Genomic DNA, 26,198 nt, shown 5'->3' with positions numbered 1-26,198 from the left:
CCTTACAGCTTCATCAGGCTGGCGTCGTCGACCGAGGCCGAGTGGCGGGAACGGAACAGCGACACGATGATCGCGAGTCCGACCACGACCTCCGCGGCGGCGACGACCATCGTGAAGAAGGCGATGATCTGGCCGTCGAGATTGCCGTGCATCCGGGAGAAGGCGACGAGCGTGAGGTTGCAGGCGTTGAGCATCAGCTCGACGCACATGAACACGACGATCGCGTTGCGCCGGATCAGTACGCCCGTCGCACCGATCGTGAACAACAGGGCGGCGAGGTAGACATAGTTGACCGGGTTCACTTCGACGCCTCCTCGGTCCGCTTGAAGGTCGGCGGCTCGACCGCGGCCCGCTCCAGGCGGTCCTCGGCACGCTGCTCCAGCGCCTTGAGGTCGTTGAGCGCCTCGGTGGACACATCACGCATCTGACCGCGCTCGCGCAGCGTCTTGCTGACGGTGAGCTCCGACGGGGTGCCGTCGGGCAGCAGCCCGGCGATGTCGACGGCGTTGTGCCGCGCGTACACGCCGGGGGCCGGCAGGGGCGGGACGTGCTTGCCCTCGCGTACGCGCTTCTCGGCCAGCTCGCGCTGGGTGGGGGGCCGCTCGGTGCGCTCGCGGTGGGTGAGCACCATCGCGCCGACGGCGGCCGTGATGAGCAGGGCGCCGGTGATCTCGAAGGCGAAGACGTACTTGGTGAAGATGAGGGCGGCGAGGCCCTCCACGTTGCCGCCCGCGTTGGCGTCGGCGAGACCGTCGAACTCCGTCAGGGCGGCGTTGCCGATGCCCGCGAAGAGGAGGACTCCGAAACCGACGCCGCACAGGAGGGCCAGCCAGCGCTGGCCCTTGATGGTCTCCTTGAGGGAGTCCGCCGCGGTGACACCGACGAGCATCACCACGAACAGGAACAGCATCATGATCGCGCCGGTGTAGACCACGATCTGCACGATGCCCAGGAAGTAGGCGCCGTTGGCGAGGTAGAACACCGCCAGGATGATCATGGTGCCGGCGAGGCAGAGCGCGCTGTGCACGGCCCTCTTCATGAAGACGGTGCACAGGGCGCCGATCACCGCGACGGTGCCGAGCACCCAGAACTGGAACGCCTCACCGGTGGAGGTGGAGTAGGCGGCGAGCTGCGGGGCCGAGTCGGCGGCGAGCCGGCCCACGGAGTGCGCGGCGAACTGGGCGCTCATCGGCCGATCACCTCCTGCGAGGCGGGCTCGTCCTCACCGAAGGTGGACTCGGCCTCCTGCGGGACCTCGCCCTTGGAGACGGGTACCTGCCGCTCGGTGCCGGGCGCGGCCTCCGTGACCAGTCCCCGGTAGTAGTCCTGCTCGTCCGTCCCGGGGTAGATCGCGTGCGGCGTGTCGACCATGCCGTCGTCGAGGCCGGCGAGCAGCTGCTCCTTGGTGTAGATCAGGTTGGCCCGGCTGGAGTCGGCGAGCTCGAACTCGTTGGTCATCGTCAACGCGCGCGTGGGGCACGCCTCGATGCACAGGCCGCACAGAATGCAGCGGGCGTAGTTGATCTGGTAGACGCGGCCGTACCGCTCGCCCGGCGAGTAGCGCTCCTCCTCGGTGTTGTCCGCGCCCTCGACGTAGATCGCGTCGGCGGGGCAGGCCCAGGCACACAGCTCGCAGCCGACGCACTTCTCCAGGCCGTCCGGATGGCGGTTGAGCTGGTGCCGTCCGTGGAAGCGCGGAGCCGTGGTCTTCTTCTGCTCCGGGTACTGCTCGGTCAGCCGCTTCTTGAACATGGCCTTGAAGGTCACGCCGAAGCCGGCGACGGGGTTCTGGAAACCGGGCGACGTGTGCCCGGCCTCCTTGGGCTCCTCAGCCATCGGACGCCTCCTTTCCATCCAGAGATCCGTCACTCTGAGTATCGGGCCCACCACTGACAATCAGCTCCCGCTCCCGGCGCGGGCGGCGCCTCGGGACCGGCGGCAGCTCCTGCCCGGGCAGCGGCGGCACGGGGAATCCGCCCGCCATCGGGTCGAACGCGGCGGGCTCGACGGGGGTCTCGGCCTGCTTGCCGCGGTCGCGGTACATGTCCGCGACGAAGGAGAGCAGCAGCAGGAGCAGGACCGCGCCGCCGACGTAGAGGGCGATGTCGGCGAAGTCGTAGTTCTCGTTGCGCAGGGTCCGCACGGTCGCGACGAGCATCAGCCAGGTCACCGAGACCGGGATGAGGACCTTCCAGCCGAGCTTCATCAGCTGGTCGTAGCGCACGCGCGGGAGCGTGCCGCGCAGCCAGATGAAGAAGAACAGCAGCAGCTGCACCTTGACGGTGAACCAGAGCATCGGCCACCAGCCGTGGTTCGCGCCCTCCCAGAAGCCGCTGATCGGCCACGGGGCCCGCCAGCCGCCGAGGAAGAGCGTCACCGAAACGGCCGAGACCGTCACCATGTTCACGTACTCGGCGAGCATGAACATCGCGAACTTGATCGACGAGTACTCGGTGTTGAAGCCGCCGACCAGGTCGCCTTCGGACTCCGGCATGTCGAAGGGGGCGCGGTTGGTCTCCCCGACCATCGTGACGATGTAGAGGATGAAGGAGACCGGCAGCAGGATGACGTACCAGCGGTCCTGCTGCTGTTCGACGATCGTCGACGTCGACATCGAACCGGAGTACAGGAATACGGAGGCGAACGCGGCGCCCATCGCGATCTCGTAGGAGATCATCTGCGCGCAGGAGCGCAGACCGCCGAGCAGCGGATAGGTGGACCCGGAACTCCAGCCCGCCAGGACGATGCCGTAGATGCCGACCGAGGCGACCGCGAGGATGTAGAGCATCGCGATCGGCAGGTCGGTGAGCTGCATCGTGGTGCGCTGGCCGAAGATCGAGATCTCGTTGCCGGCCGGGCCGAAGGGGATCACCGCGATCGCCATGAAGGCGGGGACGGCCGCGACGATCGGTGCGAGGACGTACACCACCTTGTCGGCGCGTTTGACGATGACGTCTTCCTTCAGCATCAGCTTGATGCCGTCGGCGAGCGACTGGAGCATGCCCCAGGGGCCGTGCCGGTTGGGGCCTACGCGCAGCTGCATCCAGGCGACGACCTTGCGCTCCCAGACGATGGAGAACAACACGGTCACCATCAGGAAGGCGAAGCAGAAGACCGCCTTGACGACGACCAGCCACCACGGGTCGCGGCCGAACATGGAGAGGTCTTCAGCGGCGAGGTACATGTTCATGCCTCCACCTCCTCGGGGGCGTCGGCGGTGAGCGTCGCCGGGCCGATACGGACGAGGGAGCCGGGCCGCGCCCCGGTGTCGGAGGCGACGCCCCCGCCCACGGAGTTCAGGGGGAGCCACACCACCCGGTCGGGCATCTCGGTGATCTCCAGCGGCAGTTCCACGGTCCCGGCCGGTCCGGTCACCGCGAGCGCGTCACCGTCCTTGACGCCGGCCTCGGCGGCCGTCGCGGGCGACACGCGGGCGTGTGCGGCGTGCCGTGTCCCGGCGAGCGCCTCGTCGCCCTGCTGGAGGACGCCCCGGTCGAGCAGCAGACGGTGACCCGCGAGCACGGCCTCGCCGGCGGCGGGCCGCGGCAGGACGCCCGCGGTGTCGAGGGGTTCGGTGGCCCGCGGTCCGTCCCAGGCGCCGAGCCGGTCCAGTTCCGCGCGTGCGGTGCGCAGGTCCGGCAGGCCGAGGTGGACGTCCATGGCGTCGGCGAGCATCTGCAGCACGCGCGCGTCGGCCGGCGCGAGGCGCCGGGTCATCTGGTCGGGCTTGAGCGCGGCCTCGAAGAAGCGCACCCGGCCCTCCCAGTTGAGGAAGGCGCCCGCCTTCTCGGCGACCGCGGCCACCGGCAGGACGACGTCGGCGTGCTCGGTGACCTCCCCGGGCCGCAGCTCCAAAGACACCACGAAGCCGACCTCGGCGAGCGCCTCACGCGCGCGTGCCGGATCCGGCAGGTCGGCGACCTCCACACCGGCGACGAGCAGCGCCTGCAGCTCACCGCCGGCGGCGGCCTCGATAATCTGCCCGGTGTCCCGCCCGTAGCGGTGCGGGAGTTCCGCGACGCCCCAGGCGGCTGCGACCTCCTGCCGCGCGCGCGGGTCGGTGGCCGGACGCCCTCCCGGCAGCAGCGAGGGCAGCGCGCCGGCCTCGACGGCGCCCCGTTCTCCTGCCCGGCGCGGGATCCACACCAGGGCGGCCCCGGTCGCGTTCGCGGCCCGCGCGGCGGCGGTGAGACCGCCGGCCACGGCGGCCAGCCGTTCGCCCACGACGATCACCGCGCCCTCGGCGCGCAGCGCTTCGGCGGCCCTGCTGCCGTCGGCCTCCAGGCCGACGCCGCCGGACAGCGCGTCCAGCCACTCGGTCTCGGTGCCGGGAGCGGCGGGCAGCAGCGTGCCTCCCGCCTTCTCCAGACCGCGCGTGGCGTGCGTGGCCAGGGAGAACACCTTCTGCCCGTGCTTGCGCCAGGCCTTGCGCAGCCGCAGGAAGACGCCGGGGGCCTCCTCCTCCGACTCGAAACCGACGAGGAGGACGGCTGACGCCTTCTCCAGCGCGGTGTACGTGACGCCCGTGCCGTCGAGGTCGCGGCCGTGCCCGGCCACCCGCGCGGCCAGGAAGTCCGCTTCCTCGGTGCTGTGCACACGCGCGCGGAAGTCGATGTCGTTGGTGTCGAGCGCCACGCGCGCGAACTTGCTGTACGCGTACGCGTCCTCGATGGTCAGACGCCCGCCGGTCAGGACGCCGGTCCGGCCGCGGGAGGCGAGCAGGCCCTGCGCCGCGATCTGCAGGGCCTCCGGCCAGGACGCCGGCGTCAGGACGCCCTCGGCGTCCCGCACGAGCGGCGTGTCGAGCCGGTCACGCTGCTGCGCGTACCGGAACGCGAAGCGCCCCTTGTCGCAGATCCACTCCTCGTTGACCTCGGGGTCGTTCGCGGCGAGGCGCCGCATGACCTTGCCGCGCCGGTGGTCGGTGCGCGTGGCGCAGCCGCCGGAGCAGTGCTCGCACACGGAGGGCGAGGAGACGAGGTCGAAGGGCCGGGAGCGGAAGCGGTACGCCGCCGAGGTCAGCGCGCCGACCGGGCAGATCTGGATGGTGTTGCCGGAGAAGTACGACTCGAAGGGGTCGCCCTCTCCGGTGCCGACCTGCTGGAGCGCGCCCCGTTCGACCAGCTCGATCATGGGGTCGCCCGCGACCTGGTTGGAGAAGCGGGTGCAGCGGGCGCACAGCACGCACCGCTCACGGTCGAGCAGCACCTGTGTGGAGATGGGGACGGGCTTCTCGTACGTCCGCTTGCGGCCCTCGAACCGGGACTCGGCCTGGCCGTGGGACATGGCCTGGTTCTGCAGGGGGCACTCGCCGCCCTTGTCGCAGACCGGGCAGTCCAGCGGGTGGTTGATGAGGAGCAGTTCCATCACACCGTGCTGGGCCTTCTCGGCCGCGGGCGAGGTGAGGTGGGTCTTCACCACCATCCCGTCCGTGCAGGTGATGGTGCAGGAGGCCATGGGCTTGCGCTGGCCCTCCACCTCGACGATGCACTGGCGGCAGGCGCCGGCCGGGTCGAGGAGGGGGTGGTCGCAAAAGCGCGGGATCTCGATGCCGAGCTGCTCGGCGGCCCGGATGACCAGGGTGCCCTTGGGCACGCTGATCTCGGCGCCGTCGATGGTCAGCGTCACCAGGTCTTCCGGCGGGACGGCCGCCTCGCCCCCGCCGGTGGGGGCGTTGGTGGTCACGGTCATGCGTTCACCTCCGTGCGGTCGGCCCAGGCCGTCGACTTGGCCGGGTCGAAGGGGCAGCCGCGGCCCGTGATGTGCTGCTCGTACTCCTCGCGGAAGTACTTGAGCGAGGAGAAGATCGGCGAGGCGGCGCCGTCGCCGAGGGCGCAGAAGGACTTGCCGTTGATGTTGTCGGCGATGTCGTTGAGCTTGTCGAGGTCGGACATCGCTCCCTTGCCGGCCTCGATGTCCCGCAGCAACTGCACGAGCCAGTAGGTGCCTTCGCGGCAGGGCGTGCACTTGCCGCAGGACTCGTGGGCGTAGAACTCGGTCCAGCGGGTGACGGCCCGCACGACGCAGGTCGTCTCGTCGAAGCACTGGAGTGCTTTCGTGCCGAGCATGGAACCCGCGGCGCCCACTCCTTCGTAGTCAAGAGGGACGTCGAGGTGCTCGTCGGTGAACATCGGGGTCGAGGAGCCGCCCGGGGTCCAGAACTTCAGGCGATGGCCCGGTCGCATACCGCCGCTCATCTCCAGGAGCTGACGGAGGGTGATGCCGAGAGGGGCCTCGTACTGGCCGGGGCTGGCGACATGGCCGCTGAGCGAGTACAGCGTGAAGCCCGGGGACTTCTCGCTTCCCATCGACCTGAACCATTCTTTCCCGTTGTTCAGAATCGCGGGAACCGAAGCGATGGACTCGACGTTGTTCACCACAGTCGGGCAGGCGTAGAGACCTGCCACAGCAGGGAAGGGAGGGCGCAGCCGCGGTTGACCACGGCGGCCTTCGAGCGAGTCGAGCAGCGCGGTCTCCTCACCGCAGATGTACGCGCCGGCGCCGGCGTGCACGGTGAGTTGGAGGTCGAGTCCGCTGCCCAGGATGTTCTCGCCGAGGTAGCCCGCCGCGTAGGCCTCGCGCACGGCCTCGTGCAACCGCCGCAGAACGGGGACGACTTCACCACGCAGATAGATGAAGGCATGAGACGACCTGATGGCGTAACACGCGATGACGATGCCCTCGATGAGGCTGTGCGGGTTCGCGAAGAGGAGCGGGATGTCCTTGCAGGTCCCGGGCTCCGATTCGTCGGCGTTGACAACTAGATAGTGCGGTTTTCCATCCCCTTGGGGAATGAACTGCCATTTCATTCCCGTGGGGAATCCAGCGCCACCGCGGCCGCGCAGACCGGAGTCCTTGACGTACGCGATCAGGTCGTCCGGCGACATGGCGAGCGCCTTGCGGAGCCCCTCGTACCCCTCGTGCCTCCGGTAGACGTCCAGAGTCCAGGACCGGTCCTCGTCCCAGAAGGCCGACAGCACGGGTGCGAGCAGCTTCTCGGGGCCGGTGTCTTTCAGCTCGGATACCAAGGTCATCACTCCCCCTCCTCGGCGGTAGGCCCTGCCGGGTGAGCCGGGTCGGAGGCCGATGTGTCCTGCGGCGCGTCATGTGAACTGAGGTGCTCGTTAGGCGACGGTTCGTGGACGGGCCTGTCCTGCTGCTCGGCGTGCGGCTTGCCGTCCCGTGGATGGACCACGCGCGCGGGTGCGGCCTCTCCCCTTGCCAGGCGAAGGCCCACCAGTGACGCCGGCCCCGCGCTGCCGCTCGCCTCGACGGCGCCGTCGCGCTCGTCCGGGAAGCCCGCCAGGATCCGGGCGGTCTCCTTGAAGGTGCACAGCGGCGCCCCGCGCGTGGGCGACGCGGGGCGTCCCGCCCGCAGGTCGTCCACCAGGCGCTTCGCGCTCTGTACGGTCTGGTTGTCGAAGAACTCCCAGTTGACCATCACGACCGGCGCGAAGTCGCAGGCCGCGTTGCACTCGATGTGCTCCAGGGTGACCTTGCCGTCGTCGGTGGTCCCGCCGTTGGCGAGTCCCAGGTGCTCCTGGAGCGCCTCGAAGATCGCGTCGCCGCCCATCACCGCGCACAGCGTGTTGGTGCAGACGCCCACCTGGTAGTCGCCGCTGGGGCGGCGCCGGTACATGGTGTAGAAGGTGGCGACGGCGGTGACCTCGGCGGTGGTCAGGTCCAGGACGTCCGCGCAGAACCGCATCCCGGTGCGCGTGACGTGTCCCTCCTCCGACTGCACCAGGTGCAGCAACGGCAGGAGCGCGGACCGGGAGTCGGGGTAGCGGGCGATGATCTCGCGCGCGTCCCGCTCGAGGCGGGCTCGGACGTCGTCCGGGTACGCGGGCGCGGGCAGTTCGGGCATGCCCAGGCTGACGCCCCGCTCCGAGGAAGGGGTGGTGGTCACCGGTCGACGCCTCCCATCACGGGGTCGATGGACGCGACGGCGACGATGACGTCGGCGACCTGGCCGCCCTCGCACATCGCCGCCATCGCCTGCAGGTTGGTGAAGGACGGGTCGCGGAAGTGGACCCGGAAGGGGCGGGTGCCTCCGTCGGAGACGGCGTGCACCCCGAGTTCGCCCTTGGGCGACTCGACGGCCGTGTACGCCTGTCCCGGCGGTACGCGGAAGCCCTCGGTGACCAGCTTGAAGTGGTGGATCAGGGCCTCCATGGAGGTGCCCATGATCTTCTTGATGTGGTCGAGGGAGTTGCCGAGCCCGTCGGGTCCCAGGGCGAGCTGGGCGGGCCAGGCGATCTTGCGGTCGGCGATCATGACGGGCCCGGGCTGGAGCCGGTCCAGGCACTGCTCGACGATCAGCAGCGACTGACGCATCTCCTCCAGGCGGACGAGGAAGCGGCCGTAGGAGTCGCAGGAGTCGGCGGTCGGGACCTCGAAGTCGTAGGTCTCGTAGCCGCAGTAGGGCTGTGCCTTGCGCAGGTCGTGCGGGAGGCCGGTGGAGCGCAGGATGGGGCCGGTGGCGCCGAGGGCCATGCAGCCGGCCAGGTCGAGGTAGCCGACGTCCTGCATGCGGGCCTTGAAGATGGGGTTCCCGGTGGCGAGCTTGTCGTACTCCGGGAGGTTCTTCTTCATCTTCTTCACGAACTCGCGGATCTGGTCCACCGCGCCGGGCGGCAGGTCCTGGGCGAGTCCGCCGGGGCGGATGTACGCGTGGTTCATCCGGAGGCCCGTGATGAGCTCGTAGATGTCGAGAATCATTTCACGATCGCGGAATCCGTAGATCATGATCGTGGTGGCGCCGAGTTCCATGCCGCCGGTGGCGATACACACCAGGTGGGAGGACATCCGGTTCAGCTCCATCAGGAGCACCCGGATGATCTTGGCCCGCTCGGTGAGCTGGTCCTCGATGCCGAGGAGCTTCTCGACGGCGAGACAGTAGGCGGTCTCGTTGAAGAAGGACGTCAGGTAGTCCATGCGCGTCACGAACGTGGTGCCCTGGGTCCACGTCCGGTACTCGAGGTTCTTCTCGATGCCGGTGTGCAGGTAGCCGATGCCGCAGCGGGCCTCGGTGACCGTCTCGCCCTCGATCTCCAGGATGAGGCGGAGCACCCCGTGGGTGGAGGGGTGCTGGGGGCCCATGTTGACGACGATGCGCTCGTCGTCGGCGCGGGCCGCGGACTGGACGACCTCGTCCCAGTCGCCGCCGGTGACCGTGTAGACGGTGCCCTCTGTGGTCTCCCTGGGGGAGGCGTGCGAAGTGCTCACGAGTAGGACCTCCGCTGGTCCGGAGCCGGGATCTGGGCGCCCTTGTACTCGACGGCGATGCCGCCGAGGGGGTAGTCCTTGCGCTGCGGGTGGCCCTGCCAGTCGTCCGGCATCATGATCCGCGTCAGGGCCGGGTGACCGTCGAAGACGATCCCGAAGAAGTCGTAGGTCTCACGCTCGTGCCAGTCGTTGGTCGGATAGACGGAGACCAGGGAGGGCACGTGCGGGTCGCTGTCGGGGGCGCTGACTTCGAGGCGGATCAGCCGGTTGTGGGTGATCGAGCGCAGGTGGTAGACGGCGTGCAGCTCGCGTCCCTTGTCGGCGGGGTAGTGGACGCCGCTGACGCCGGTGCACAGTTCGAAGCGCAGGGCGGGGTCGTCGCGCAGGGTGCGCGCGACGGTCACCAGGTGCTCGCGTTCGATGTGGAAGGTGAGTTCGCCGCGGTCGACGACGGTCTTCTCGATCGCGTTGTCGGGGAGGAGCCCCTGTTCCTCCAGCGCGCCCTCGAGTTCGTCGGCGACCTCGTCGAACCAGCCGCCGTAGGGCCGGCTCGCCGGTCCCGGCAGCCGGACGGAGCGGACCAGGCCGCCGTAGCCGGATGTGTCGCCGCCCCTGTCGGCGCCGAACATGCCGCGCTGCACGCGGATCTCCTCACCGCCCTGGCCCCGCTGTCCGGGGAGGTTCGATGCGGAGAGGTCCTTGTCGGGGTTGGTCCCGCCGGACCCCGCGCCGGCGCCGTTCGCGTCGCTCACCGCAGCAGCCCCTTCATCTCGATCGTGGGCAGGGCCTTGAGCGCCGCTTCCTCCGCCTCGCGGGCCGCTTCCTCGGCGTTCACGCCCAGCTTGGAGTTCTGGATCTTGTGGTGGAGCTTGAGGATGGCGTCCATGAGCATCTCCGGGCGCGGCGGGCAGCCCGGGAGGTAGATGTCGACGGGGACGATGTGGTCGACGCCCTGGACGATCGCGTAGTTGTTGAACATGCCGCCCGAGGAAGCGCAGACCCCCATGGAGATCACCCACTTGGGGTTCGGCATCTGGTCGTAGACCTGCCGGAGCACGGGCGCCATCTTCTGGCTGACCCGGCCCGCGACGATCATCAGGTCCGCCTGGCGGGGCGAACCGCGGAAGACCTCCATGCCGAAGCGCGCCAGGTCGTAGCGGCCGGCGCCGGTGGTCATCATCTCGATGGCGCAGCAGGCGAGGCCGAACGTGGCGGGGAAGACGGACGCCTTGCGCACCCAGCCCGCGGCCTGCTCGACGGTGGTCAGCAGGAAACCGCTCGGCAGCTTTTCTTCGAGTCCCATGGCTAAAGGCCCCTCAGTCCCATTCCAGGCCGCCGCGGCGCCACACGTACGCGTAGGCGACGAAGACGGTGAGCACGAAGAGCAGCATCTCCACGAGCCCGAAAAGCCCCAGGGCGTCGAAGGTGACGGCCCAGGGGTAGAGGAAGACGATCTCGATGTCGAAGACGATGAAGAGCATCGCCGTCAGGTAGTACTTGATGGGGAAGCGCCCGCCGCCGGCCGGCGTGGGGGTCGGCTCGATACCGCACTCGTAGGCCTCGAGCTTGGCGCGGTTGTACCGCTTCGGCCCGATCAGCGTGGCCATGACCACGGAGAAGATCGCAAAGCCTGCCCCGAGGGCTCCCAGTACGAGGATGGGCGCATACGCGTTCACCGCTCCTCGCTCCTCTCAGTCGGCACTGACTGCTGGCGATGGCACGGGCTCACATCCGTCTCACACGCCCCCCGAACCCCGCCCGTCCCGGCGAAGATCGCGAACATGTGAAGCAGGTCACAAGCCCAACTGCCACGCATCTTATGCCTGCCGGTCTGTGATCTGCGACACGGGGTATTGCACAAGCTTTGTGATCTCCACCACCTGACGAAGGATCATGAAGTCGTATCAGCGGTGATCTTCGTACGGGAAGCGTCAGAGTGATCACAAGAGGTGACATTTACGCTCGTCCGCGCAGGCCGCAGAGCGCGTCTCAATATCAAGAGAGTTCCTCTGCATGCAAATTCGCCTTGGGCGGGGCGTCCTGCTAGAGGCCGCGTTCACACATCAGAGGGACCGGGGTCGCACCGAGTGGACGTGTGCGCGCGTTCACGAGCGGAGCCGAGGACTCCGTCGCGCGCAGGACGCCCGGGCTCCGGTAACCGTTCCGTGACCTCTGCCACACCCGAAAGCGCGCCCGAGAACCGGGCTTGGCCAACCGCCTCGACCAGTGATAGGCGCGGGGCAATCCGGACGTAACAACGAAAGCCCATGATCACGGGCTTGATCACTTGGGTCCGCAATGTCCGTTAAGGCGTCAATAAGGTGCGGCGTGACAGGTGTTCAGGGCCCCCATTGAGTAATTGTGGCGCAGCACACGTTTCTTGAAGGTATGAGGGAGCCCCTGATACCGCTTGTACCCATGTCCCACACCGCTCACATACGCAGCCACCGGAAACCCCGCCGCAGCGCGTCGAAGATCGCGATGCGGGCCGGAGTCGCCAGTGGTGTCCTCGGCACGCTGGCCGTCGCCACGGCGGCAGGATCGGCCAACGCCGCCGAGCCGGTGACGCAGACGCTCGAACTGCCCGTCCTCACGGGCGATCTGGCCGCGCAGGTCGCGCAGTCCGCCGAAGTCACGCAGCAGGCGGCCGCGAACTACCAGCTGGACGCCGAGCGTGACGCCGCAGCAGCAGCAGCGGCCGCCGAGGCCAAGAAGGACCTCGCCGCCGCGAAGAAGGCCGAGGCCAAGAAGAAGGCCGAGGAAGCCCGCAAGGCCGCCGCCGAGGCCGCCGCGTCCCGTTCCGCGGAGCGCAGCACCCTCTCCGCATCCGCGTCCGCGTCCGTCTCCGACTCCGGCTCCGCGTCGGTCTCCGCTCCCGCCAGCGGCAGCGTCGGGACGGTCATCTCCTTCCTCAAGGCGCAGCTGGGCGACGCGTACGTCATGGGCGCCACCGGCCCCAACGCGTGGGACTGCTCCAGCCTGGTCCAGGCCGCGTTCAAGCAGGTCGGCGTCGACCTGCCGCGCGTCTCGCAGGACCAGTCGATGGCCGGCACGGACGTGTCGCTGTCCGACGTGCAGGTCGGCGACATCCTGTACTGGGGCGGCAAGGGTTCGGCCTACCACGTGGGCGTCTACATCGGGAACGGCCAGTACCTGGACGCGGCCAACCCGTCCAAGGGCGTCGTCATCCAGGACCTCTCCGGTTACCCGGCGTCGGGCGCTGTCCGCGTCCTCTGAGACGTACGGAACCGACGGAAGGGCCGCAGCCGCTCGGGGGCAGCGGCCCTTCGGACTTTCCCTGCCCCGTCGACCCCGGCCGACGTGACATCCCACGCGGCGCACGCACCGGCCCACGGGGCAACGCCTGTGCGCCGGAACCGAGTTCACTCGTGCGCGAGTCGACGTCCGGTCACTGGTGGGCCGGGTCGACGTCCGGTCACCGGTAGGCCGGGCAGCGGCTGTTCGCCGCCCTCTGACGGTGAGGGCGCTCCCCCGCTTCAGCGCCAGGGGGCGCCCCGTCACCGTCACGCGCGCGCTGTCACGCCTTCGGGGCCACCTTGCTCAGACCGTTGATGATGCGGTCCATCGCGTCGCCGCCCGTGGGGTCGGTGAGGTTCGCGAGGAGCTTCAGGGTGAACTTCATCAGCACGGGGTGCGTGAGCCCGCGCTGCGCCGCGATCTTCATGACCTTCGGGTTGCCGATGAGCTTCACGAAGGCGCGGCCCAGCGTGTAGTAGCCGCCGTAGGTGTCCTTGAGGATGCGCGGGTAGCTCTGGAGAGCCAGTTCGCGCTGGCCCGGGGTGGCCCGCGCGTGGGCCTGGACGATGACGTCGGCGGCGATCTGCCCCGACTCCATGGCGTAGGCGATGCCCTCGCCGTTGAAGGGGTTCACCAGACCGCCCGCGTCACCGACGAGCAACAGGCCCTTGGTGTAGTGGGGCTGGCGGTTGAAGGCCATGGGCAGGGCGGCGCCGCGGATCGGGCCCGTCATGTTGTCCGGCGTGTAGCCCCAGTCCTCCGGCATGGAGGCGCACCAGGCCTTGAGGACCTCGCGCCAGTCCAGTTCCTTGAAGGAGTCGGAGGTGTTGAGGACGCCGAGACCGACGTTGGACGTGCCGTCGCCCATGCCGAAGATCCAGCCGTAGCCGGGCAGGAGCCGGTCCTCGCCCGGTCCGCGCCGGTCCCACAGCTCCAGCCAGGACTCCAGGTAGTCGTCGTCGTGGCGCGGCGAGGTGAAGTAGGTGCGCACGGCGACGCCCATGGGGCGGTCCTCGCGGCGGTGCAGGCCCATCGCCAGGGAGAGGCGGGTGGAGTTGCCGTCGGCGGCGACGACCAGCGGGGCGTGGAAGGTGACCTCGCGCTTGTCCTCGCCCAGCTTGGCGTGCACCCCGGTGATGCGGCCGGTGCGGTCGTCGACGATCGGGGCGCCCACGTTGCAGCGCTCGTGGAGCCGGGCGCCCGCCTTCTGCGCCTGGCGGGCGAGCTGCTCGTCGAAGTCGTCGCGCTTGCGGACGAGCCCGTAGTCGGGGAAGGAGGCGAGATCCGGCCAGTCCAGCTGGAGGCGGACGCCTCCGCCGATGATGCGCAACCCCTTGTTGCGCAGCCAGCCGGCCTCTTCGGAGATGTCGATGCCCATGGCGACGAGCTGCTTGACGGCGCGCGGGGTGAGACCGTCGCCGCAGACCTTCTCCCGCGGGAACTCGGTCTTCTCGAGCAGGAGCACGTCGAGTCCGGCCTTGGCGAGGTGGTACGCGGTCGTGGAGCCGGCCGGCCCAGCGCCGACGACGATCACGTCGGCGGTGTTTTCGGAGAGGGGCTGAGTCACGGCGGGAACTCCCCAAGTTCGGAATCTGGGTGCCGAGGGGCACTGGACATGGGCAGTCTATTCAGCGACATCGATCACCGGCTGAAGGGCTGCCCCCGTGAAGCGAGTTCTCCCCGTGGTACGGCTGCGCGTCCCCACCGACGAGGATGCGGTCGCCTGGCACCGGATCTTCGACCACCCCGACGTCATGGAGTTCCACGGCGGCCGGTCCGCGGGACTCTCCGTCTACGAGGAACTCACCGCCCGCCAGCGCCGGCACGACGCCGAGCGCGGGTACTGCCTGTGGACGATGCTCGACGAGTCGGGCCGGGTCATCGGCTTCACCGGCGCCCAGCCCTGGGAGCGGGACTGGGGCCCGGCGGGCGAGATCGAGATCGGGTGGCGGCTGGGGCGGGAGCACTGGGGCCGGGGGTACGTCACCGCGGCGGCGCGGATGACGGTGGACCGGGTGAGACAGGCGGGCGTGCCGAGCGTGGTGGCCATGGTCGCCGCCCGCAACGCCCGCTCCATCGCGGTCACGCAGCGGCTCGGCATGCGGCTGGCGGAGGTCTTCACCACGCCGCAGTCGAAGTCGCAGGGGCACTGCTACCGCCTCGACCTGTGACACATGACCCTGAGTGACCGACTGTCACACAAAGACACCGGGCGCTTCCGGACGGCACCCCAGGGCGGTTACCCTTCCAGTACCGCTGGGGGTGACATCTGTGCTCATACGGCCAAAAACACCCGAAGTGCGCGTGCCGAGACTCGTCGGCCTGATGGCGATGGACGCGCGCGAGACGGCCACGGCGCGGGGCGTGCTGCTGGCCGCGCCTGACCGGCCCGACTTCCACCGCACCGTCGTCGACTACGTCGTACGGCAGTACCCGCCCCCCGGGGTCGAGGTGCCGCGCGGCGCCGTCGTCACCGTGTGGTTCGACTTCGCCGAGGGCGAGGGCGGCGGAGGCTCGGGCGTGCGCGAGCCGCGCGTGCCCCGGCCGGGAGGAGGCGGGCTGGAACGCGAGCTGGACCGGCCGGGAGACGCCTTCGAGACGGTCAGCTCCCGCTGAGGCACCAGGCGCGCTGCTCGATGCCTGTGGCGTGCTCCTGCTCAGCTCTCCTTGAAGCCCCGGTGCAGGGTGACCACGCCGCCGGTCAGGTTGCGCCAGGCGACCTTCGACCAGCCGGCCTTGCGCAGGTGCTCGGCCAGGGCGGGCTGGTCGGGCCAGGCGCGGATGGACTCGGCGAGGTACACGTACGCGTCCGGGTTCGAGGAGACGGCCCGGGCGACCGGCGGCAGGGCGCGCATCAGGTACTCGGTGTAGACCGTGCGGAAGGGCGCCCAGGTCGGGTGCGAGAACTCGCAGATCACGACCCGGCCGCCGGGGCGGGTCACCCGGTGCATCTCGCGCAGGGCGGAGTCGAAGTCCTGCACGTTGCGCAGGCCGAAGGAGATCGTGACGGCGTCGAAGGTGTCGTCCTTGAACGGCAGCCTCGTCGCGTCGCCGGCGGTGAAGGGCAACCAGGCGTGCTTGCGCTTGCCCACCTGGAGCATGCCGAGGGAGAAGTCGCAGGGGACGACGTAGGCGCCGGCGCGGGCGAAGGGCAGGGAGGAGGTGGCCGTGCCGGCCGCCAGGTCCAGGATCTTCTGCGCGGGGCGGGCGTCGACCGCGCGGGCGACCTCCTTGCGCCACCTCCGGTCCTGGCCGAGCGAGAGGACGTCGTTCGTCAGGTCGTACCGTTCCGCCACGTCGTCGAACATCGAAGCGACTTCGTGCGGCTGCTTGTTCAGGGAAGCGCGGGTCACCCGCCCATTGTGGCAGCCCCCGCCCGCCCGGCTCATGCCAGCCCGCGCCCTTTCGATTCGCGGCAGCCGGCCCGTGAAAGCGCGCCTGCGTCCCTCCGACTCGTGGCAGCGCTCACGGCAGCAGCCTGGGCCTCCTGCGCGCCGCGCCGTCCGCCACCGGGTCTCCCTCGCCGCGCGCCACATCCGGTGCGGCAACGGGAACGACGACAGCGACGGCGTACGCGCCCTACGTCAACGCCACGGCGGCCTCAGTCAACGGCCGGCTCCCCGGCGACGTACAACCTGGCTTTCGTCATCTCGGACGGAAGCGGCTGCACGCCGAAGTGGAACGGCACGCACGCCATCGGCGACACGTCCGTCGCCTCCCGTGTCTCCGCTCTCACGAAGTCGGGCGCCTCGGTCCGCGTCTCCTTCGGCGGGGCTTCCGGAAAGGAACTGGCGGCGGTCTGCGACAGCGCGGCGGAACCGGCCGAGGCGTACGGCGCGGCTCTGGACGCAGCCGGCTCCACGCGGGCCGACTTCGACGTCGAGGGCGACGGCCTCGCCGACGCCGGCTCGGTAGCCCTGCGCTCCCAGGCCATCGCCCTGCTCCAGAAGGAGCGCACGGACCTCGAGGTCACCTTCACGCTCCCGGTGATGCCCTCCGGGCTGGACGCCGGCTCACCTCGATGATCGGCGTCAACGTTCGCGAAGGCGTTCTCGGCGGCGAACTGACACACACGGACCCCGGCGGACCGGTCACCGGCGACGGTGGACCAGGCGCCCCGCGCACACCGTGGCGACGCAGACCCCCGCCCCCTCACCGCCGCCCGACTCGTCGGGCGTGAAGACGGCGAGGTCGGCGCGCCCGTTCTCCACGAGCGCGGCTGGCCGTGAACTGGACAGCACGGCAACGTGGTTGCGTGCCGCCGCCGCCCGGAGCTCGGGCGAGCCGGCGTGCTCCGCCAGGACGGCCGCCGCGCCCAGCTTCAGCACGGCGTGGACGCGCTCGCGTGCGCTGGGGGCGTCGGGAAGGGGGCCTTCGTGGAGGCGCGCGGGGCCGAGGACGCCGGGCCAGTGACGCACGCGCGCACCGGGGAACCGCGCCTCCAACTCGGCACGTGTGCCCACGCCGACGACCCGGTCGCCCTGGACGGCGACGGCTCCGCCCGCGACCGGCGACGGGTCGTCCCAGGCGCGTCGGAGCTCGTCCGCGGCGTGAATGGTGAGCACGGCAGCGTCAGTTCGGTTCGGCGGCCGGTCAGTTGGGCGCGAGCAGCTTCAACTCGGGGTGAGCGGTGCCGCCTTCGATCGCGGTCGAGGAGATGTGGGAGACGACCCGCTCGTCGACGGGGTCGTTCGCCGGGTCGTCGTGGACGACCAGGTGCTCGTACGTCGTGGAGCGCTGCGCCGGGACACGGCCCGCCTTGCGGATCAGGTCGATGATCTCCAGGCGGTTGGAGCGGTGCTTGGCGCCGGCCGAGGAGACGACGTTCTCCTCCAGCATGATGGAGCCGAGGTCGTCCGCGCCGTAGTGCAGGGAGAGTTGGCCGACCTCCTTGCCCGTCGTCAGCCAGGAGCCCTGGATGTGGCGGACGTTGTCGAGGAACAGGCGGGCGATCGCGATCATCCGCAGGTACTCGAACAGGGTCGTCTGGGTGCGGCCCTTCAGGTGGTTGTTCTCGGGCTGGTACGTGTACGGGATGAAGGCGCGGAAGCCGCCCGTCCGGTCCTGTACGTCACGGATCATCCGCAGGTGCTCGATGCGCTCGGCGTTGGTCTCGCCGGTGCCCATCAGCATGGTCGAGGTGGACTCGACGCCGAGGTTGTGCGCCGCCTCCATGATCTCCAGCCAGCGCTCGCCGGACTCCTTCAGCGGGGCGATGGCCTTGCGCGGCCGCTCGGGCAGCAGCTCGGCGCCGGCGCCGGCGAAGGAGTCCAGGCCCGCCGCGTGGATGCGCTGGATGGCCTCCTCGACCGACACCTTGGAGATGCGGGCCATGTGCTCGACCTCGCTCGCCCCCAGGCTGTGGATGACGAGCTGCGGGAAGGCCTGCTTGATGGCGGAGAAGTGCTTCTCGTAGTACTCGACGCCGTAGTCCGGGTGGTGGCCGCCCTGGAACATGATCTGGGTGCCGCCCAGCTCCACGGTCTCCGCGCACCGGCGCAGGATGTCGTCCAGGTCGCGGGTCCAGCCCTTGGCCGTGTCCTTCGGCGCCGCGTAGAAGGCGCAGAACCTGCACGCCGTGACGCACACGTTCGTGTAGTTGATGTTCCGCTCGATGATGTACGTCGCGATGTGCTCGGTACCGGCGTACTGACGGCGGCGCACGGCGTCGGCTGCGGCGCCCAGCGCGTGCAGGGGCGCGTCGCGGTAGAGGACGAGCGCCTCCTCGGGCGTGATCCGACCGCCCGCGGCGGCACGTTCGAGGACGGCTGTGACATCAACAGAGGTGAGGTCGGCCTTCTCGGTCACCGGAGCGTCCCTTTCGTCAAGGGTTGTGGACGGACCGAGCCAGCCTACGCCAGCCCCTCGCCACAGCCGACGTCAGGCCGTGTACGCGCCCAGCAGCAAACCCACGTACGCGCCCGCGATCAGGAACGGCCCGAACGGGATCGCCGTCTTGCGGTCGGCCTTGCGCGCGGCGAGGAGCGCGCCGCCGTACAGCGCGCCGAGCAGGAACCCGGCGAAGGTGCCCAGCATGACGGTGGCCCAGCCGTACCAGCCGAGGACCGCGCCCGCGCCGAGCGCGAGCTTCACGTCGCCGAAGCCCATGCCACCGGGATTGACGAGGTGCAGCACGAGGTAGCCGGCGCCGAGCGCGAGGGACGCGAGGAGGGCCGTCGTCCAGTCGCCGGCGTGCTCCGGCAGCAGCGCGGCCACGCCGAGCAGGGCGAGGGCGGTCGCCGCGAAGGGCAGGGTGAGCGGGTCGGGAAGCCGTTGCACCCGCAGATCGACGACGGCGAGCAGCACCCCGACGGGCGCGAGCAGCAGCCAGACGGCCAACTCGGGCCGGGGACCGGTGGCGAAGCCGAGGACAGCGCACAGTCCGGCGGTGACGCCGGCGAAGAGCGCCCCACCGGGACCGTACGCCCCACCGCGCCCCCGTCTGCCCACACCAGCACCGGTACCTTCGGCGCAACGGGGACAGCGCGCGGGACCGATCCAGCCGCGAACGGGATGCCCCTGAGGACAACGATCGCGCCACCCGGGCACGGGCGATCCCTCTTCACCGTCCACCCCGGCCCCGTCGGCCCCCGCCGCGCCGTCCACCCCGGCCCCGTCGGCCCCCGCCTCACCGTCCACCCCCCTCGGCGGCGACGCCACCGAGAACCGGTACGCGGCCCGCGGCAGCAGAGCCCCCACCACCGCCCCCCACACCGCCGCGACGACGAGCAGCGCGACGGCGCCGGACGCGCCGAGGCCGTTCATCCCGCTGCCGGGACGGAGTCGCGCCAGCCGGGCCGGAGCTCGTCCAGGAGGGCCTCGGTGCGGGGAGGCAGGCCGCGGGCGCCGCTGCGGGTGACGAGGTCGGCGGCGAGGGCGGTGAGGCGGGCGGTGTCGCCGGTGGCGTGGGTGGCGCGCAGCAGTTCGTTCCACAGGCGCTCGTCGGCGGGAGCCGTCCGCAGTGCCGCGTTCAGCGCCTCGATCGCCTTCTCGGCACGGTCCTTCTCCAGATGGAACGCGGACAGGGCGAGCCCGATGTCGGCCACGAGCAGCGGGAGTTGGGCGTCGACGATCTCGTGGGTGAGCCAGCGGTAGCGCCCTTCGGGCCGGTCGGCGAGGAGCGGCCCGCGCACCAGGACCAGGGCGTCGGTGAGCAGCCGTCCGCGCACGGCCCGGCTGTCGACGCCCTTGCCCTGGGTGGCCTCGTGGTAGAGCGAGCGCAGCACATCCAGGTCGGAGACGACGGACTTGGCGAGGACCAGGCGTCCGCGGGCGTCGGAGCCGAGGCGGGGGGATCCGTCGGGGTCGGCTCCGAGCCAGGCGCGGAGCCGTTCGATCAGCGCGTCGCGGACGTCGTCCGTCACTCCGCGCGGCCACAGCGCGGAGGTGAGCACACGCGGGTGCACGCCCTCGCGGTGCAGCAGCAGCAGGGCGAGCGCCTCGTGCAGCAGCACGCTGCGCTCACCGTCCGGTGCGTCCAGCCCGATGATCTCGTACGAGCCGACGAGCCGCGCGTACACCGCGGGCCGTCCCTGCTCGCTGATGTCGACGAGGAACGGCGGGGTCGGGGTCGGCCCGTCCGGACCGCGCTCGGGGTCGGCCTCGACGAACAGCTCCACGACCGCACGCCGTTGGGCTGCCGGAAGCAACTGGGCCTCCAACTCCAGCCCGAGGAGCGGCGCGAGCAGTTTGCCTTCGCCGGTGATCTCCATCTCCCAGGCGGCACCGGGAAGTTCACCGCTCTCGGTGCCGACGAGGTAACCGATGCCCAACCGGCTCGCGTCGGCGGCGAGTTCGGCGAGCTTCACGGCGTCCTCGGCGGAGGGCTCGGCGGCGAGCAGGACCAGGTGCGGGGCCCAACGGGTGTGCTGGGCGGGCCCGGTACGGCCGGTGAGCACGGAGTCCTGTCCGGCCGCGCCGAGCGCTCCCCGCCGCTGCCGGGTCTCGGCCGCCATCGTCTCGGCGAGCGCGTCCACGTCGTCCAGGTGCCGGATGCGGTTGGGGGCGAGCGGGGTGAGGTCCTCACCGAAGCCGACGAGGGTGATGGTCATGCGGTCCGACCAGCCGTTGGTGGCGAGCTCGGCGGCGACGGACGCGAAGACGGCGGCGCGGTCCTCCTGGCGCCCGCTGAGCGAGACGATGCCGGGCACGGCCTCCAGGTTGAGCAGCAGGCGGGAGTCGTCCATGGTGCCCAGGCTGACGAGGCCGGGATAGGGGGCGGCGGTGTCGGCGTCGTCGTACCGTTCGGCGTCGGCGCGGGACAGCACCCAGAACGTCTGGTCCTGCCCGAGCTGCCACGGCGCGGGCGGCTTGCCGGACGGTTGGGCGAGCTGGAGGTGCAGGTCGCCGCCCGTCATCCAGGCGGCGTAGACGACGGGCAGGGCGCGTGACTCGGCGGCGAGGGACGCGGCGAGACCGCGCAGCGAGCGGTCGAGCAGCCGTACGCCTTCGGGATCGGCGCCGACGAACAGCGCGTCCTGGACGTCCTGGGCGTCGCCGGTCGGGGTCGGCGGCTCCATGCCGCGCCGCCCGGTGACGGCCCCGAGCGCCGACTGCCACAGCAGCTGACGGCGTCGGCGGCCGAGGGCGCCGAGGAGGCCGGCGGCGAGGAGAGGAGCGGTGACCAGGGCCTCGGGGAGGCCGAAGGCGTCACCGGGCTCGGAGCGCGAGCCGGCTCGCCCGTCCGCTGCGGAGGCCGGAGGGGTGTGCCGCTGGGCGGGCAGCGAGACCTCACCCGAACGACCGCCGGCGTGTCCGCCGCCGTGTGCACGGGGCACGTCGGTCTGCACCAGCCCGCTGCTGCCCTCGTGCCCTGCGGCGCCAGGACCGGCACCGATGCCGGCCTGCTCCGCTACCCCGCCGGTCCGCGCGTACTGATCGATCTGCTGCTCGACGTCCGCGGAGACCTTCCCGGCTTCGTCGGGCAGCTCGACGAGGTCGCCGCCGCGGGCGTCGCCGGGCATCTCCATGATCCAGCCGGGCCGGATCAGACTCGCCTCGGACAGCCGGGAACCGTCCGGCTGGACCCGGTCCTTGTTGAGCGCGTAGATCTCCTTGTACCGGCGTCCGTCACCGAGGTGGCGCTCGGCTATCTCCCACAGGGAGTCGTGGTGGCGGCCCTCCGGGGGCTGGATCCGGTAGTACTTCGTGTCGCCGTGCAGACGGGCCGCGCTGCCGTCGTCGACCTGCGCGGCGGCGTGCGAGGCCTGCTCGGCGAGGGCTGCCGCCGCGCCGCCGGCGGGCTGCTCCTGCGCGCCGATGAAGGTCCCCGGGGTCTGCTGGGCCGCGGCGACGGTCCCCCTCTGGTTGCCGTCCAGGGTGTGCCCGAGCTGCGAGAGCCCCGGGGTGAGGCTGGCCGCGGTGGCGCCGACGAGCAGAAGGGCGGCGACGAGTTGCCGGGCGAGCAGCTGACTCGGCCCCGCGCCGGGAACCCGCCCCGGCACGCCCACACCCGACACCGCGGCCTTCACCTCGACCAGCACGCAGGCGGTGAACTGCGCCCAGGCCAGCCAGACGACGACGGTCAGGATGTTCAGGAACGTCCTGACCGTGATCTCCTGCTGGAGCCAGTCGAGCGAGGGCACGCCGTCCGGCAGGGGCCAGCCGATCTGCACGGCCAGCGCGGCCGGCACCCCGACGAGGAGGGCGAGCAACGCGACGAACGCGAAGAACGCCTTGACGAAGTCCCCGGCCGTCCGCCGCCGCACCCGCACCGGCTGCGGAGTCCGGTTACGCGGCCCCGCCGGACTTCCCGTCGAGCCGGTGGAGCCCCTCGAGCTTCCCGTCGAGCCTGAAGTGCTGCGTCGCGCCATGGCGGGTGTCCTGGGTCCGGAGTGAGAGGGATGCGTTGAGCCTACAGAGATCTTATGGACTGACACGGGTCGTGGGACACGGTCAGAGGGCCTCTGTCATCGGTCATCGGTCATCGGTCACCCCACCAGGTTCTCCGCCACCGACCGACCGTGGACGGTCACCGCGCCGCCGAAGAACATGCCGGTGAAGACCGGCTCGTAGGTGAGTTGGACCTCGACCTCCACCTGGTCGGCGTTCGCGGCCACGCAGTGGGTGGCCGCGATGTCCGAGCCGGACATGTCCATCTCGCGGGCGAAGGCCTTCACACGGGTGTCGCAGTTCTGGAAGTTGATGGGGGCTGCGCCGCCCTCGTTGCCGTAGAGGGCCTCGCGGTCGATGTCCTGGGCGGCGAAGCGGGCGGCCTGTTCCGCTATGTCGGCGGCGCGTTCACGCTTGGAGATGGACAGCCCGCCGTCGATGACGAAGGCCGACAGGGAAAGAAAAACCAGGGCGAAGATGATGACGGCCCCGGCGCCCGAGCCACGGTCACCACGGCACCGGCGCGCCCGCAGGAACCGTGCCGTTGACGCACCGCCCGACCGCAGAGTCCGTACCGCGGACACACCGCGCGCCCGGTTCGCCCCGCCCGCCGGCCTCACGCCGTCCTCCGGAACGGGTCCAGTGGGGAGCTGAAGCTGGCCGAGAGGGTGGTCGGGATGTTCAGCCCCAGCATCGACAGGCCCCGCACCTCGCAGCTCACCTCGACGGTGAAGATGGTGTCGGGTTCGAAGCCCGGGCTGGTCTGGATCACGGACACCGGGCCGGAGCAGACGTCCGCGAGGTCGGCCCGCGCGGCCTTGCGCGCCTCGGCCAGCGCCGTCGCCCGGTCCTTCTGGATCGAGCCCGCGCGCGCCGCGTCCCGGGCCGCGCCGTCGATCGCGCCGCGTCCGTCGACGAGTTGACCGAAGGCCACCAGGACCAGGATGAACAGGATCATCACCGGGGCGAGGATCACCACCTCCACGGTGGACAGTCCACGGTCACCGGCGCGACGGCTCGCAGCGGCGGCCATGTCAGTTTCCCCCCTCGGGCACGAACCGCTCGACGGGGCCCAGCGACCGCGCGTGCACCGTCAGGTCCAGCCCCGGGAACACCGACGGCACCCGCGCCGTGATCTCCACGCCCACCGTGTCCTGTTCCGGCTGGAGCAGCGTGACGTCCGGCGACAGCACCAACTGCGGCCCCAACTGATCGATGTAGGAGTCCACGACGCCTCGCGCCTCGCCCCGCCAGGCGCCCGGCTGGGCGTCCGCGGTGGCGCGAGCCTTGCGGGCACCGGCCTGTGCCGCCGCCTGAGCCACGTGGTCGGCGAAGAAGTACAGCGCGAACTGCACCGTCGCGAAGATCAGGAAGAAGAGGACGGGGGTGAGGAAGACGAACTCGATCGATGTCATGCCGGAATCGCCGCGGGCGGCCGTGCCCCTGCGTACGGTCCGCACCCTGCGGCGCATCGCTTCGCCGGCGCCGCCGCCCCCGCTTGTGCCCACGCCCACAACGACCCCGTTTTCGCGTTACCTCGTCCGACCGATCAGCAGGTGCTGCTCGCGGTCGCGCCGTCGATGCACTTGCCGACCTTCTCGGCGCCGCCCTTCAGCGCCTGGTTGATGATGGCTGCCACCACGCCGACGATCGCCACGACGACCGCCGAGATGATGACCCACTCCACCGCGGAGGCGCCGCGGTCCAGCTCTCCGGAGCGGGCACGCTGGACGCGTCCCTGGAGGAAGGCGATCAGGAAGTCGACGCCGGCGTTGCCGGTGCTCACGTTCCAACGGGTCATGGTCAGTTGTCCTCTCGGGTGGATCGACGTGCTCGTGCTCGCCAGTGTTGTTCTGCGCGTTGTCGGTTCGGTCTCGTCAGTTGTGGAAACGGTTGCTGACCTGCCTCATACCTGGAACACCCGCATCGCCGCCGGGAAGATCAGGAACACCAGGAACCCCGCGCACAACAGCAGTTGCGCCACGAGCATCGACTGTGACTTCTCGCCCGCGCTGCCCTCGATCTCGGCGAGTTCGCGGTGCCGCATGGTCTCGGCACGGGAGGCGAGGGACTCACGGACCTTGGCGCCGTCGTCCGCGACCAGGGCCAGCGAGGCCGACAGGTCCTTCAGCTCCTCCACGCCCAGCTCCTCCCCCAGCGCCCCCAGCGCCTGCCACTGGCTGAGGCCGGTGATGCGGGCGTCGGCGAGGGCGTTGCGGATGCGCTGCGTGGCCCAGCCGTCGGACACCTCCGCGGCCGCCATGAGCGCCTCCGGCAGACCTCGCCCGCCGGCCAGGTTCATCGACACCAGGTCGAGGTACGCGCCGATCACCCGCCGCAGGTCGCGGCGCTTCTGGCTCGCGTCCCGCCGGATCTCCAGGTCGGGCAGGAAGAAGAACAGCACCGCGCAGAGCAGAGCGAGCCAGACCGGCACGACCGGGCTGCTCTGGAACCCCATCGACCACACGACGGCGAACAGCAGCGGGCCGAAGAACAGACCGGCGACGGCCAGCAGCACCTTCGTGGCCAGGAAGTTCTCCCAGCTGCGCTCCAGCACATTGAGGTCGGCCCGCAAGGAGCGCTGTTCCCAACCCTGTTGGAGATACAGGTCGGCGACCTTGCGGCCGATCTCCGCGCGCAGCGCACCGAACCGGCCCCCGGTCACGGCCTGCCGCGCCGACTCGTACGCCGCCCCGCGCGCCCGCATCGCGTCGATCCGCGCGACCTGCGCGACCGCGCTGCGCTTGGACGGCATCAGGGCGCGGACGAGGACGTAGACGCCCAGGCCGAGCACGACGCCGACGATGACCGGTGCGGTGAGGTTCACCGTCGTGCCCCCTCGTCATGGGTGGGAAGCGGCGCCTGCCCCGACGCGGCGGCCGCCCCGGGGACCGGCCCCGGCGTCGTGGCGGAGGCCGTCGAAGCCGCCGTACGCGGTCGCACGAACCGCACCGACGACTCGTCGCGGACCAGGAAGCGTTCTGGCGTCTCGATGGTGGACAGCTTGCGCAGCCACCAGAAGCCCAGCCCGAACAGGCCGCAGACACAGGCGAGGACGAGCTGTCCGACGGCCGTGCCGTACGGCTCGACGAACTCGCGGTTGAAGACGGACAGTCCGAGCACGAACGCGATCGACACCGCGACCACGATCTGCACCGAACGGCGGGTCGACGCCCGCTGCGCCATGACCCGCTGCCGCATGTCGACCTCCTCCCGCGCCGACTTGGCGAGGGCGCCGAGGACCTGGCGCAGGCCGGGGCCGCGCAGCCGCGCGTTGAGGATCAGGGCGGCGACGATGATGTCCGCCGACGCGTCGTCGATCTCGTCGGCGAGGACCTGGAGCGCGTCCGGCAGCGGGGTACGGGCGCGCAGGCGGTCGACCAGGGCGTCGAGATGGGGGCGCAGAACGGGTGCGGCGGCGCGCGCGGACGCGGGAATGGCCTGCTCCAGGCCGACCGCGCCCGCGATGGTGTCGCGCAGCGACTCCGTCCAGGAGGCCAGGGCCTCCACCCGCTTCATGGCGGCCCGTTCCTCTGCCGCGCCGCCGAAGAGGCGGTCCCAGAAGAAGACGAGCACGGCGGCCGCGATTCCGGCCACCGTCCAGCGGGTGAGCAGCAGCACGGCGAGTCCTACGAGCGCGGCGACGGAACCGCGCTGTCCGGCGAACCGGAGCAGCTCGTTCGCCCGCCGGCCGGCCTTGCGCTTCTCGTGCTCCGGCTTGACCGGCAGCCCGCGAACGGCGACCAGGAGGAGCGCGAGACCGCCGCCGACGGCGACGCCGCACAGGAGCGCGTACAGGACGGTCGGGGAGAACAGCCCGCCCATCGATCCCAGCGAACCGAGTGCGGCCTGCGGATGCGCGCTCACGGTCATGTTGCTCG

The 26,198-nt window shown here is 70.7% G+C and carries 26 protein-coding genes and 1 pseudogene; 4 read left to right on the top strand and 23 right to left on the bottom strand.

What is annotated here, in order from left to right; genetic code table 11:
* Positions 1-2: 2 nt before the first annotated feature.
* Genes nuoK through EV567_RS16965 form a run of 11 tightly spaced genes read right to left on the bottom strand, consistent with a single transcriptional unit; the run spans position 3 to position 10,904 of the window.
* Complete coding sequence (gene nuoK, locus EV567_RS17015; RefSeq protein ID WP_130440912.1) at positions 3-302, bottom strand: NADH-quinone oxidoreductase subunit NuoK; 300 nt, start codon at positions 300-302, stop codon at positions 3-5.
* Positions 299-1,189, bottom strand: a complete 891-nt coding sequence (locus EV567_RS17010) for an NADH-quinone oxidoreductase subunit J (protein ID WP_130440910.1) — start codon at positions 1,187-1,189, stop codon at positions 299-301. Before EV567_RS17010 ends, nuoK begins: the two co-directional genes overlap by 4 nt.
* Positions 1,186-1,836 carry an NADH-quinone oxidoreductase subunit NuoI gene (gene nuoI / locus EV567_RS17005; protein WP_130440908.1) on the bottom strand — a complete coding sequence of 217 codons (651 nt, stop codon included), beginning with the start codon at positions 1,834-1,836 and terminating at the stop codon, positions 1,186-1,188. The genes EV567_RS17010 and nuoI overlap by 4 nt, the downstream gene beginning before the upstream one ends.
* The gene (nuoH, locus tag EV567_RS17000) at positions 1,829-3,190 is read right to left on the bottom strand and encodes an NADH-quinone oxidoreductase subunit NuoH (RefSeq protein WP_130440906.1); all 1,362 of its coding nucleotides are present in this window, start codon (positions 3,188-3,190) and stop codon (positions 1,829-1,831) included. Before nuoH ends, nuoI begins: the two co-directional genes overlap by 8 nt.
* Positions 3,187-5,691, bottom strand: coding sequence for an NADH-quinone oxidoreductase subunit G (locus tag EV567_RS16995; protein WP_130440904.1), 2,505 nt, complete (start codon positions 5,689-5,691; stop codon positions 3,187-3,189). The genes nuoH and EV567_RS16995 overlap by 4 nt, the downstream gene beginning before the upstream one ends.
* Complete coding sequence (gene nuoF, locus EV567_RS16990; protein ID WP_130440902.1) at positions 5,688-7,034, bottom strand: NADH-quinone oxidoreductase subunit NuoF; 1,347 nt, start codon at positions 7,032-7,034, stop codon at positions 5,688-5,690. Before nuoF ends, EV567_RS16995 begins: the two co-directional genes overlap by 4 nt.
* Positions 7,034-7,867: an NADH-quinone oxidoreductase subunit NuoE gene (gene nuoE, locus EV567_RS16985; RefSeq protein ID WP_130441662.1), complete on the bottom strand. Its 834-nt coding sequence runs from the start codon at positions 7,865-7,867 to the stop codon at positions 7,034-7,036. Before nuoE ends, nuoF begins: the two co-directional genes overlap by 1 nt.
* 38 nt (positions 7,868-7,905) lie before the next feature.
* On the bottom strand, positions 7,906-9,228 hold the full coding sequence (locus tag EV567_RS16980) for an NADH-quinone oxidoreductase subunit D (protein WP_130440900.1): 1,323 nt from the start codon (positions 9,226-9,228) through the stop codon (positions 7,906-7,908).
* The gene (locus EV567_RS16975; protein ID WP_130440898.1) at positions 9,225-9,980 is read right to left on the bottom strand and encodes an NADH-quinone oxidoreductase subunit C; all 756 of its coding nucleotides are present in this window, start codon (positions 9,978-9,980) and stop codon (positions 9,225-9,227) included. The genes EV567_RS16980 and EV567_RS16975 overlap by 4 nt, the downstream gene beginning before the upstream one ends.
* Positions 9,977-10,531: an NADH-quinone oxidoreductase subunit B family protein gene (locus tag EV567_RS16970; RefSeq protein WP_055635348.1), complete on the bottom strand. Its 555-nt coding sequence runs from the start codon at positions 10,529-10,531 to the stop codon at positions 9,977-9,979. The genes EV567_RS16975 and EV567_RS16970 overlap by 4 nt, the downstream gene beginning before the upstream one ends.
* 13 nt (positions 10,532-10,544) lie before the next feature.
* Entirely contained in the window at positions 10,545-10,904 is a 360-nt protein-coding gene (locus tag EV567_RS16965; RefSeq protein ID WP_030494815.1) for an NADH-quinone oxidoreductase subunit A, read from the bottom strand.
* 712 nt (positions 10,905-11,616) lie between these two features.
* On the opposite strand from EV567_RS16965, the gene EV567_RS16960 reads away from it, so the two are divergent.
* Positions 11,617-12,465 carry a C40 family peptidase gene (locus tag EV567_RS16960; protein WP_130440896.1) on the top strand — a complete coding sequence of 283 codons (849 nt, stop codon included), beginning with the start codon at positions 11,617-11,619 and terminating at the stop codon, positions 12,463-12,465.
* Between the two features lie 301 nt (positions 12,466-12,766).
* Here EV567_RS16960 and EV567_RS16955 read toward each other — a convergent pair whose 3' ends face one another.
* Positions 12,767-14,053, bottom strand: a complete 1,287-nt coding sequence (locus tag EV567_RS16955) for a geranylgeranyl reductase family protein (protein WP_130440894.1) — start codon at positions 14,051-14,053, stop codon at positions 12,767-12,769.
* A 97-nt stretch (positions 14,054-14,150) separates the two neighbouring features.
* Between EV567_RS16955 and EV567_RS16950 the strand changes: the two genes are divergently transcribed.
* Complete coding sequence (locus tag EV567_RS16950; protein WP_130440892.1) at positions 14,151-14,657, top strand: GNAT family N-acetyltransferase; 507 nt, start codon at positions 14,151-14,153, stop codon at positions 14,655-14,657.
* A 127-nt stretch (positions 14,658-14,784) separates the two neighbouring features.
* A complete protein-coding gene (locus EV567_RS16945) occupies positions 14,785-15,102 on the top strand; it encodes a PASTA domain-containing protein (protein ID WP_130440890.1) in 318 nt (105 codons plus the stop codon).
* Positions 15,103-15,143: 41 nt separating this feature from the next.
* On the opposite strand, the gene EV567_RS16940 is transcribed toward EV567_RS16945, so the two are convergent.
* Positions 15,144-15,839: a demethylmenaquinone methyltransferase gene (locus EV567_RS16940; protein WP_130440888.1), complete on the bottom strand. Its 696-nt coding sequence runs from the start codon at positions 15,837-15,839 to the stop codon at positions 15,144-15,146.
* A gap of 134 nt (positions 15,840-15,973) precedes the next feature.
* On the opposite strand from EV567_RS16940, the pseudogene EV567_RS16935 reads away from it, so the two are divergent.
* Positions 15,974-16,502, top strand: a pseudogene (locus EV567_RS16935) (hydrolase); the annotation flags it as partial.
* A 75-nt stretch (positions 16,503-16,577) separates the two neighbouring features.
* Here EV567_RS16935 and EV567_RS16930 read toward each other — a convergent pair.
* The 10 genes from EV567_RS16930 to EV567_RS16885 all read right to left on the bottom strand — a co-directional run bounded on the left by EV567_RS16930 (position 16,578) and on the right by EV567_RS16885 (position 26,190).
* Entirely contained in the window at positions 16,578-17,051 is a 474-nt protein-coding gene (locus EV567_RS16930) for an imidazolonepropionase-like domain-containing protein (RefSeq protein WP_130440886.1), read from the bottom strand.
* Positions 17,052-17,079: 28 nt separating this feature from the next.
* Positions 17,080-18,294 (bottom strand): cyclic dehypoxanthinyl futalosine synthase, encoded by a 1,215-nt coding sequence (mqnC, locus tag EV567_RS16925; protein ID WP_130440884.1) that lies wholly within the window; start codon positions 18,292-18,294, stop codon positions 17,080-17,082.
* A gap of 72 nt (positions 18,295-18,366) precedes the next feature.
* On the bottom strand, positions 18,367-19,251 hold the full coding sequence (locus EV567_RS16920) for an A24 family peptidase (protein WP_130440882.1): 885 nt from the start codon (positions 19,249-19,251) through the stop codon (positions 18,367-18,369).
* Positions 19,248-22,298, bottom strand: coding sequence for a BTAD domain-containing putative transcriptional regulator (locus EV567_RS16915; protein WP_130440880.1), 3,051 nt, complete (start codon positions 22,296-22,298; stop codon positions 19,248-19,250). Before EV567_RS16915 ends, EV567_RS16920 begins: the two co-directional genes overlap by 4 nt.
* Positions 22,299-22,415: 117 nt before the next feature.
* Positions 22,416-22,883, bottom strand: coding sequence for a pilus assembly protein TadG-related protein (locus EV567_RS16910; protein WP_407071602.1), 468 nt, complete (start codon positions 22,881-22,883; stop codon positions 22,416-22,418).
* 50 nt (positions 22,884-22,933) lie between these two features.
* Positions 22,934-23,350: a TadE/TadG family type IV pilus assembly protein gene (locus EV567_RS16905; protein WP_130440878.1), complete on the bottom strand. Its 417-nt coding sequence runs from the start codon at positions 23,348-23,350 to the stop codon at positions 22,934-22,936.
* Position 23,351: 1 nt separating this feature from the next.
* Complete coding sequence (locus EV567_RS16900) at positions 23,352-23,789, bottom strand: TadE family protein (RefSeq protein ID WP_130441658.1); 438 nt, start codon at positions 23,787-23,789, stop codon at positions 23,352-23,354.
* 77 nt (positions 23,790-23,866) lie between these two features.
* Positions 23,867-24,118, bottom strand: a complete 252-nt coding sequence (locus EV567_RS16895) for a hypothetical protein (protein WP_130440876.1) — start codon at positions 24,116-24,118, stop codon at positions 23,867-23,869.
* Positions 24,119-24,223: 105 nt separating this feature from the next.
* Positions 24,224-25,144 (bottom strand): type II secretion system F family protein, encoded by a 921-nt coding sequence (locus EV567_RS16890; RefSeq protein WP_165430407.1) that lies wholly within the window; start codon positions 25,142-25,144, stop codon positions 24,224-24,226.
* The gene (locus EV567_RS16885) at positions 25,141-26,190 is read right to left on the bottom strand and encodes a type II secretion system F family protein (RefSeq protein ID WP_242620895.1); all 1,050 of its coding nucleotides are present in this window, start codon (positions 26,188-26,190) and stop codon (positions 25,141-25,143) included. Before EV567_RS16885 ends, EV567_RS16890 begins: the two co-directional genes overlap by 4 nt.
* Between the last annotated feature and the right edge of the window lie 8 nt (positions 26,191-26,198).

It is taken from the genome of Streptomyces sp. BK239, from assembly GCF_004217285.1.
Lineage (GTDB): Bacteria > Actinomycetota > Actinomycetes > Streptomycetales > Streptomycetaceae > Streptomyces.
This window is presented reverse-complemented; position numbering and strand designations above follow the sequence as displayed.

Bases quoted from the DNA above. Each gene is read 5' to 3' on its own strand.
- EV567_RS16895 (WP_130440876.1), bottom strand. From the start codon at position 24,118: ATGACCCGTTGGAACGTGAGCACCGGCAACGCCGGCGTCGACTTCCTG.
- nuoH (WP_130440906.1), bottom strand. From the start codon at position 3,190: ATGAACATGTACCTCGCCGCTGAAGACCTCTCCATGTTCGGCCGCGAC.
- EV567_RS16905 (WP_130440878.1), bottom strand. From the start codon at position 23,350: ATGGCCGCCGCTGCGAGCCGTCGCGCCGGTGACCGTGGACTGTCCACC.
- nuoI (WP_130440908.1), bottom strand. From the start codon at position 1,836: ATGGCTGAGGAGCCCAAGGAGGCCGGGCACACGTCGCCCGGTTTCCAG.
- EV567_RS16900 (WP_130441658.1), bottom strand. From the start codon at position 23,789: ATGCGCCGCAGGGTGCGGACCGTACGCAGGGGCACGGCCGCCCGCGGC.
- nuoE (WP_130441662.1), bottom strand. From the start codon at position 7,867: ATGCCCGAACTGCCCGCGCCCGCGTACCCGGACGACGTCCGAGCCCGC.
- EV567_RS16920 (WP_130440882.1), bottom strand. From the start codon at position 19,251: ATGAACGGCCTCGGCGCGTCCGGCGCCGTCGCGCTGCTCGTCGTCGCG.
- EV567_RS16915 (WP_130440880.1), bottom strand. From the start codon at position 22,298: ATGGCGCGACGCAGCACTTCAGGCTCGACGGGAAGCTCGAGGGGCTCC.
- EV567_RS16885 (WP_242620895.1), bottom strand. From the start codon at position 26,190: ATGACCGTGAGCGCGCATCCGCAGGCCGCACTCGGTTCGCTGGGATCG.
- EV567_RS17010 (WP_130440910.1), bottom strand. From the start codon at position 1,189: ATGAGCGCCCAGTTCGCCGCGCACTCCGTGGGCCGGCTCGCCGCCGAC.
- EV567_RS16960 (WP_130440896.1), top strand. From the start codon at position 11,617: ATGAGGGAGCCCCTGATACCGCTTGTACCCATGTCCCACACCGCTCAC.
- EV567_RS16995 (WP_130440904.1), bottom strand. From the start codon at position 5,691: ATGACCGTGACCACCAACGCCCCCACCGGCGGGGGCGAGGCGGCCGTC.
- EV567_RS16970 (WP_055635348.1), bottom strand. From the start codon at position 10,531: ATGGGACTCGAAGAAAAGCTGCCGAGCGGTTTCCTGCTGACCACCGTC.
- nuoF (WP_130440902.1), bottom strand. From the start codon at position 7,034: ATGACCTTGGTATCCGAGCTGAAAGACACCGGCCCCGAGAAGCTGCTC.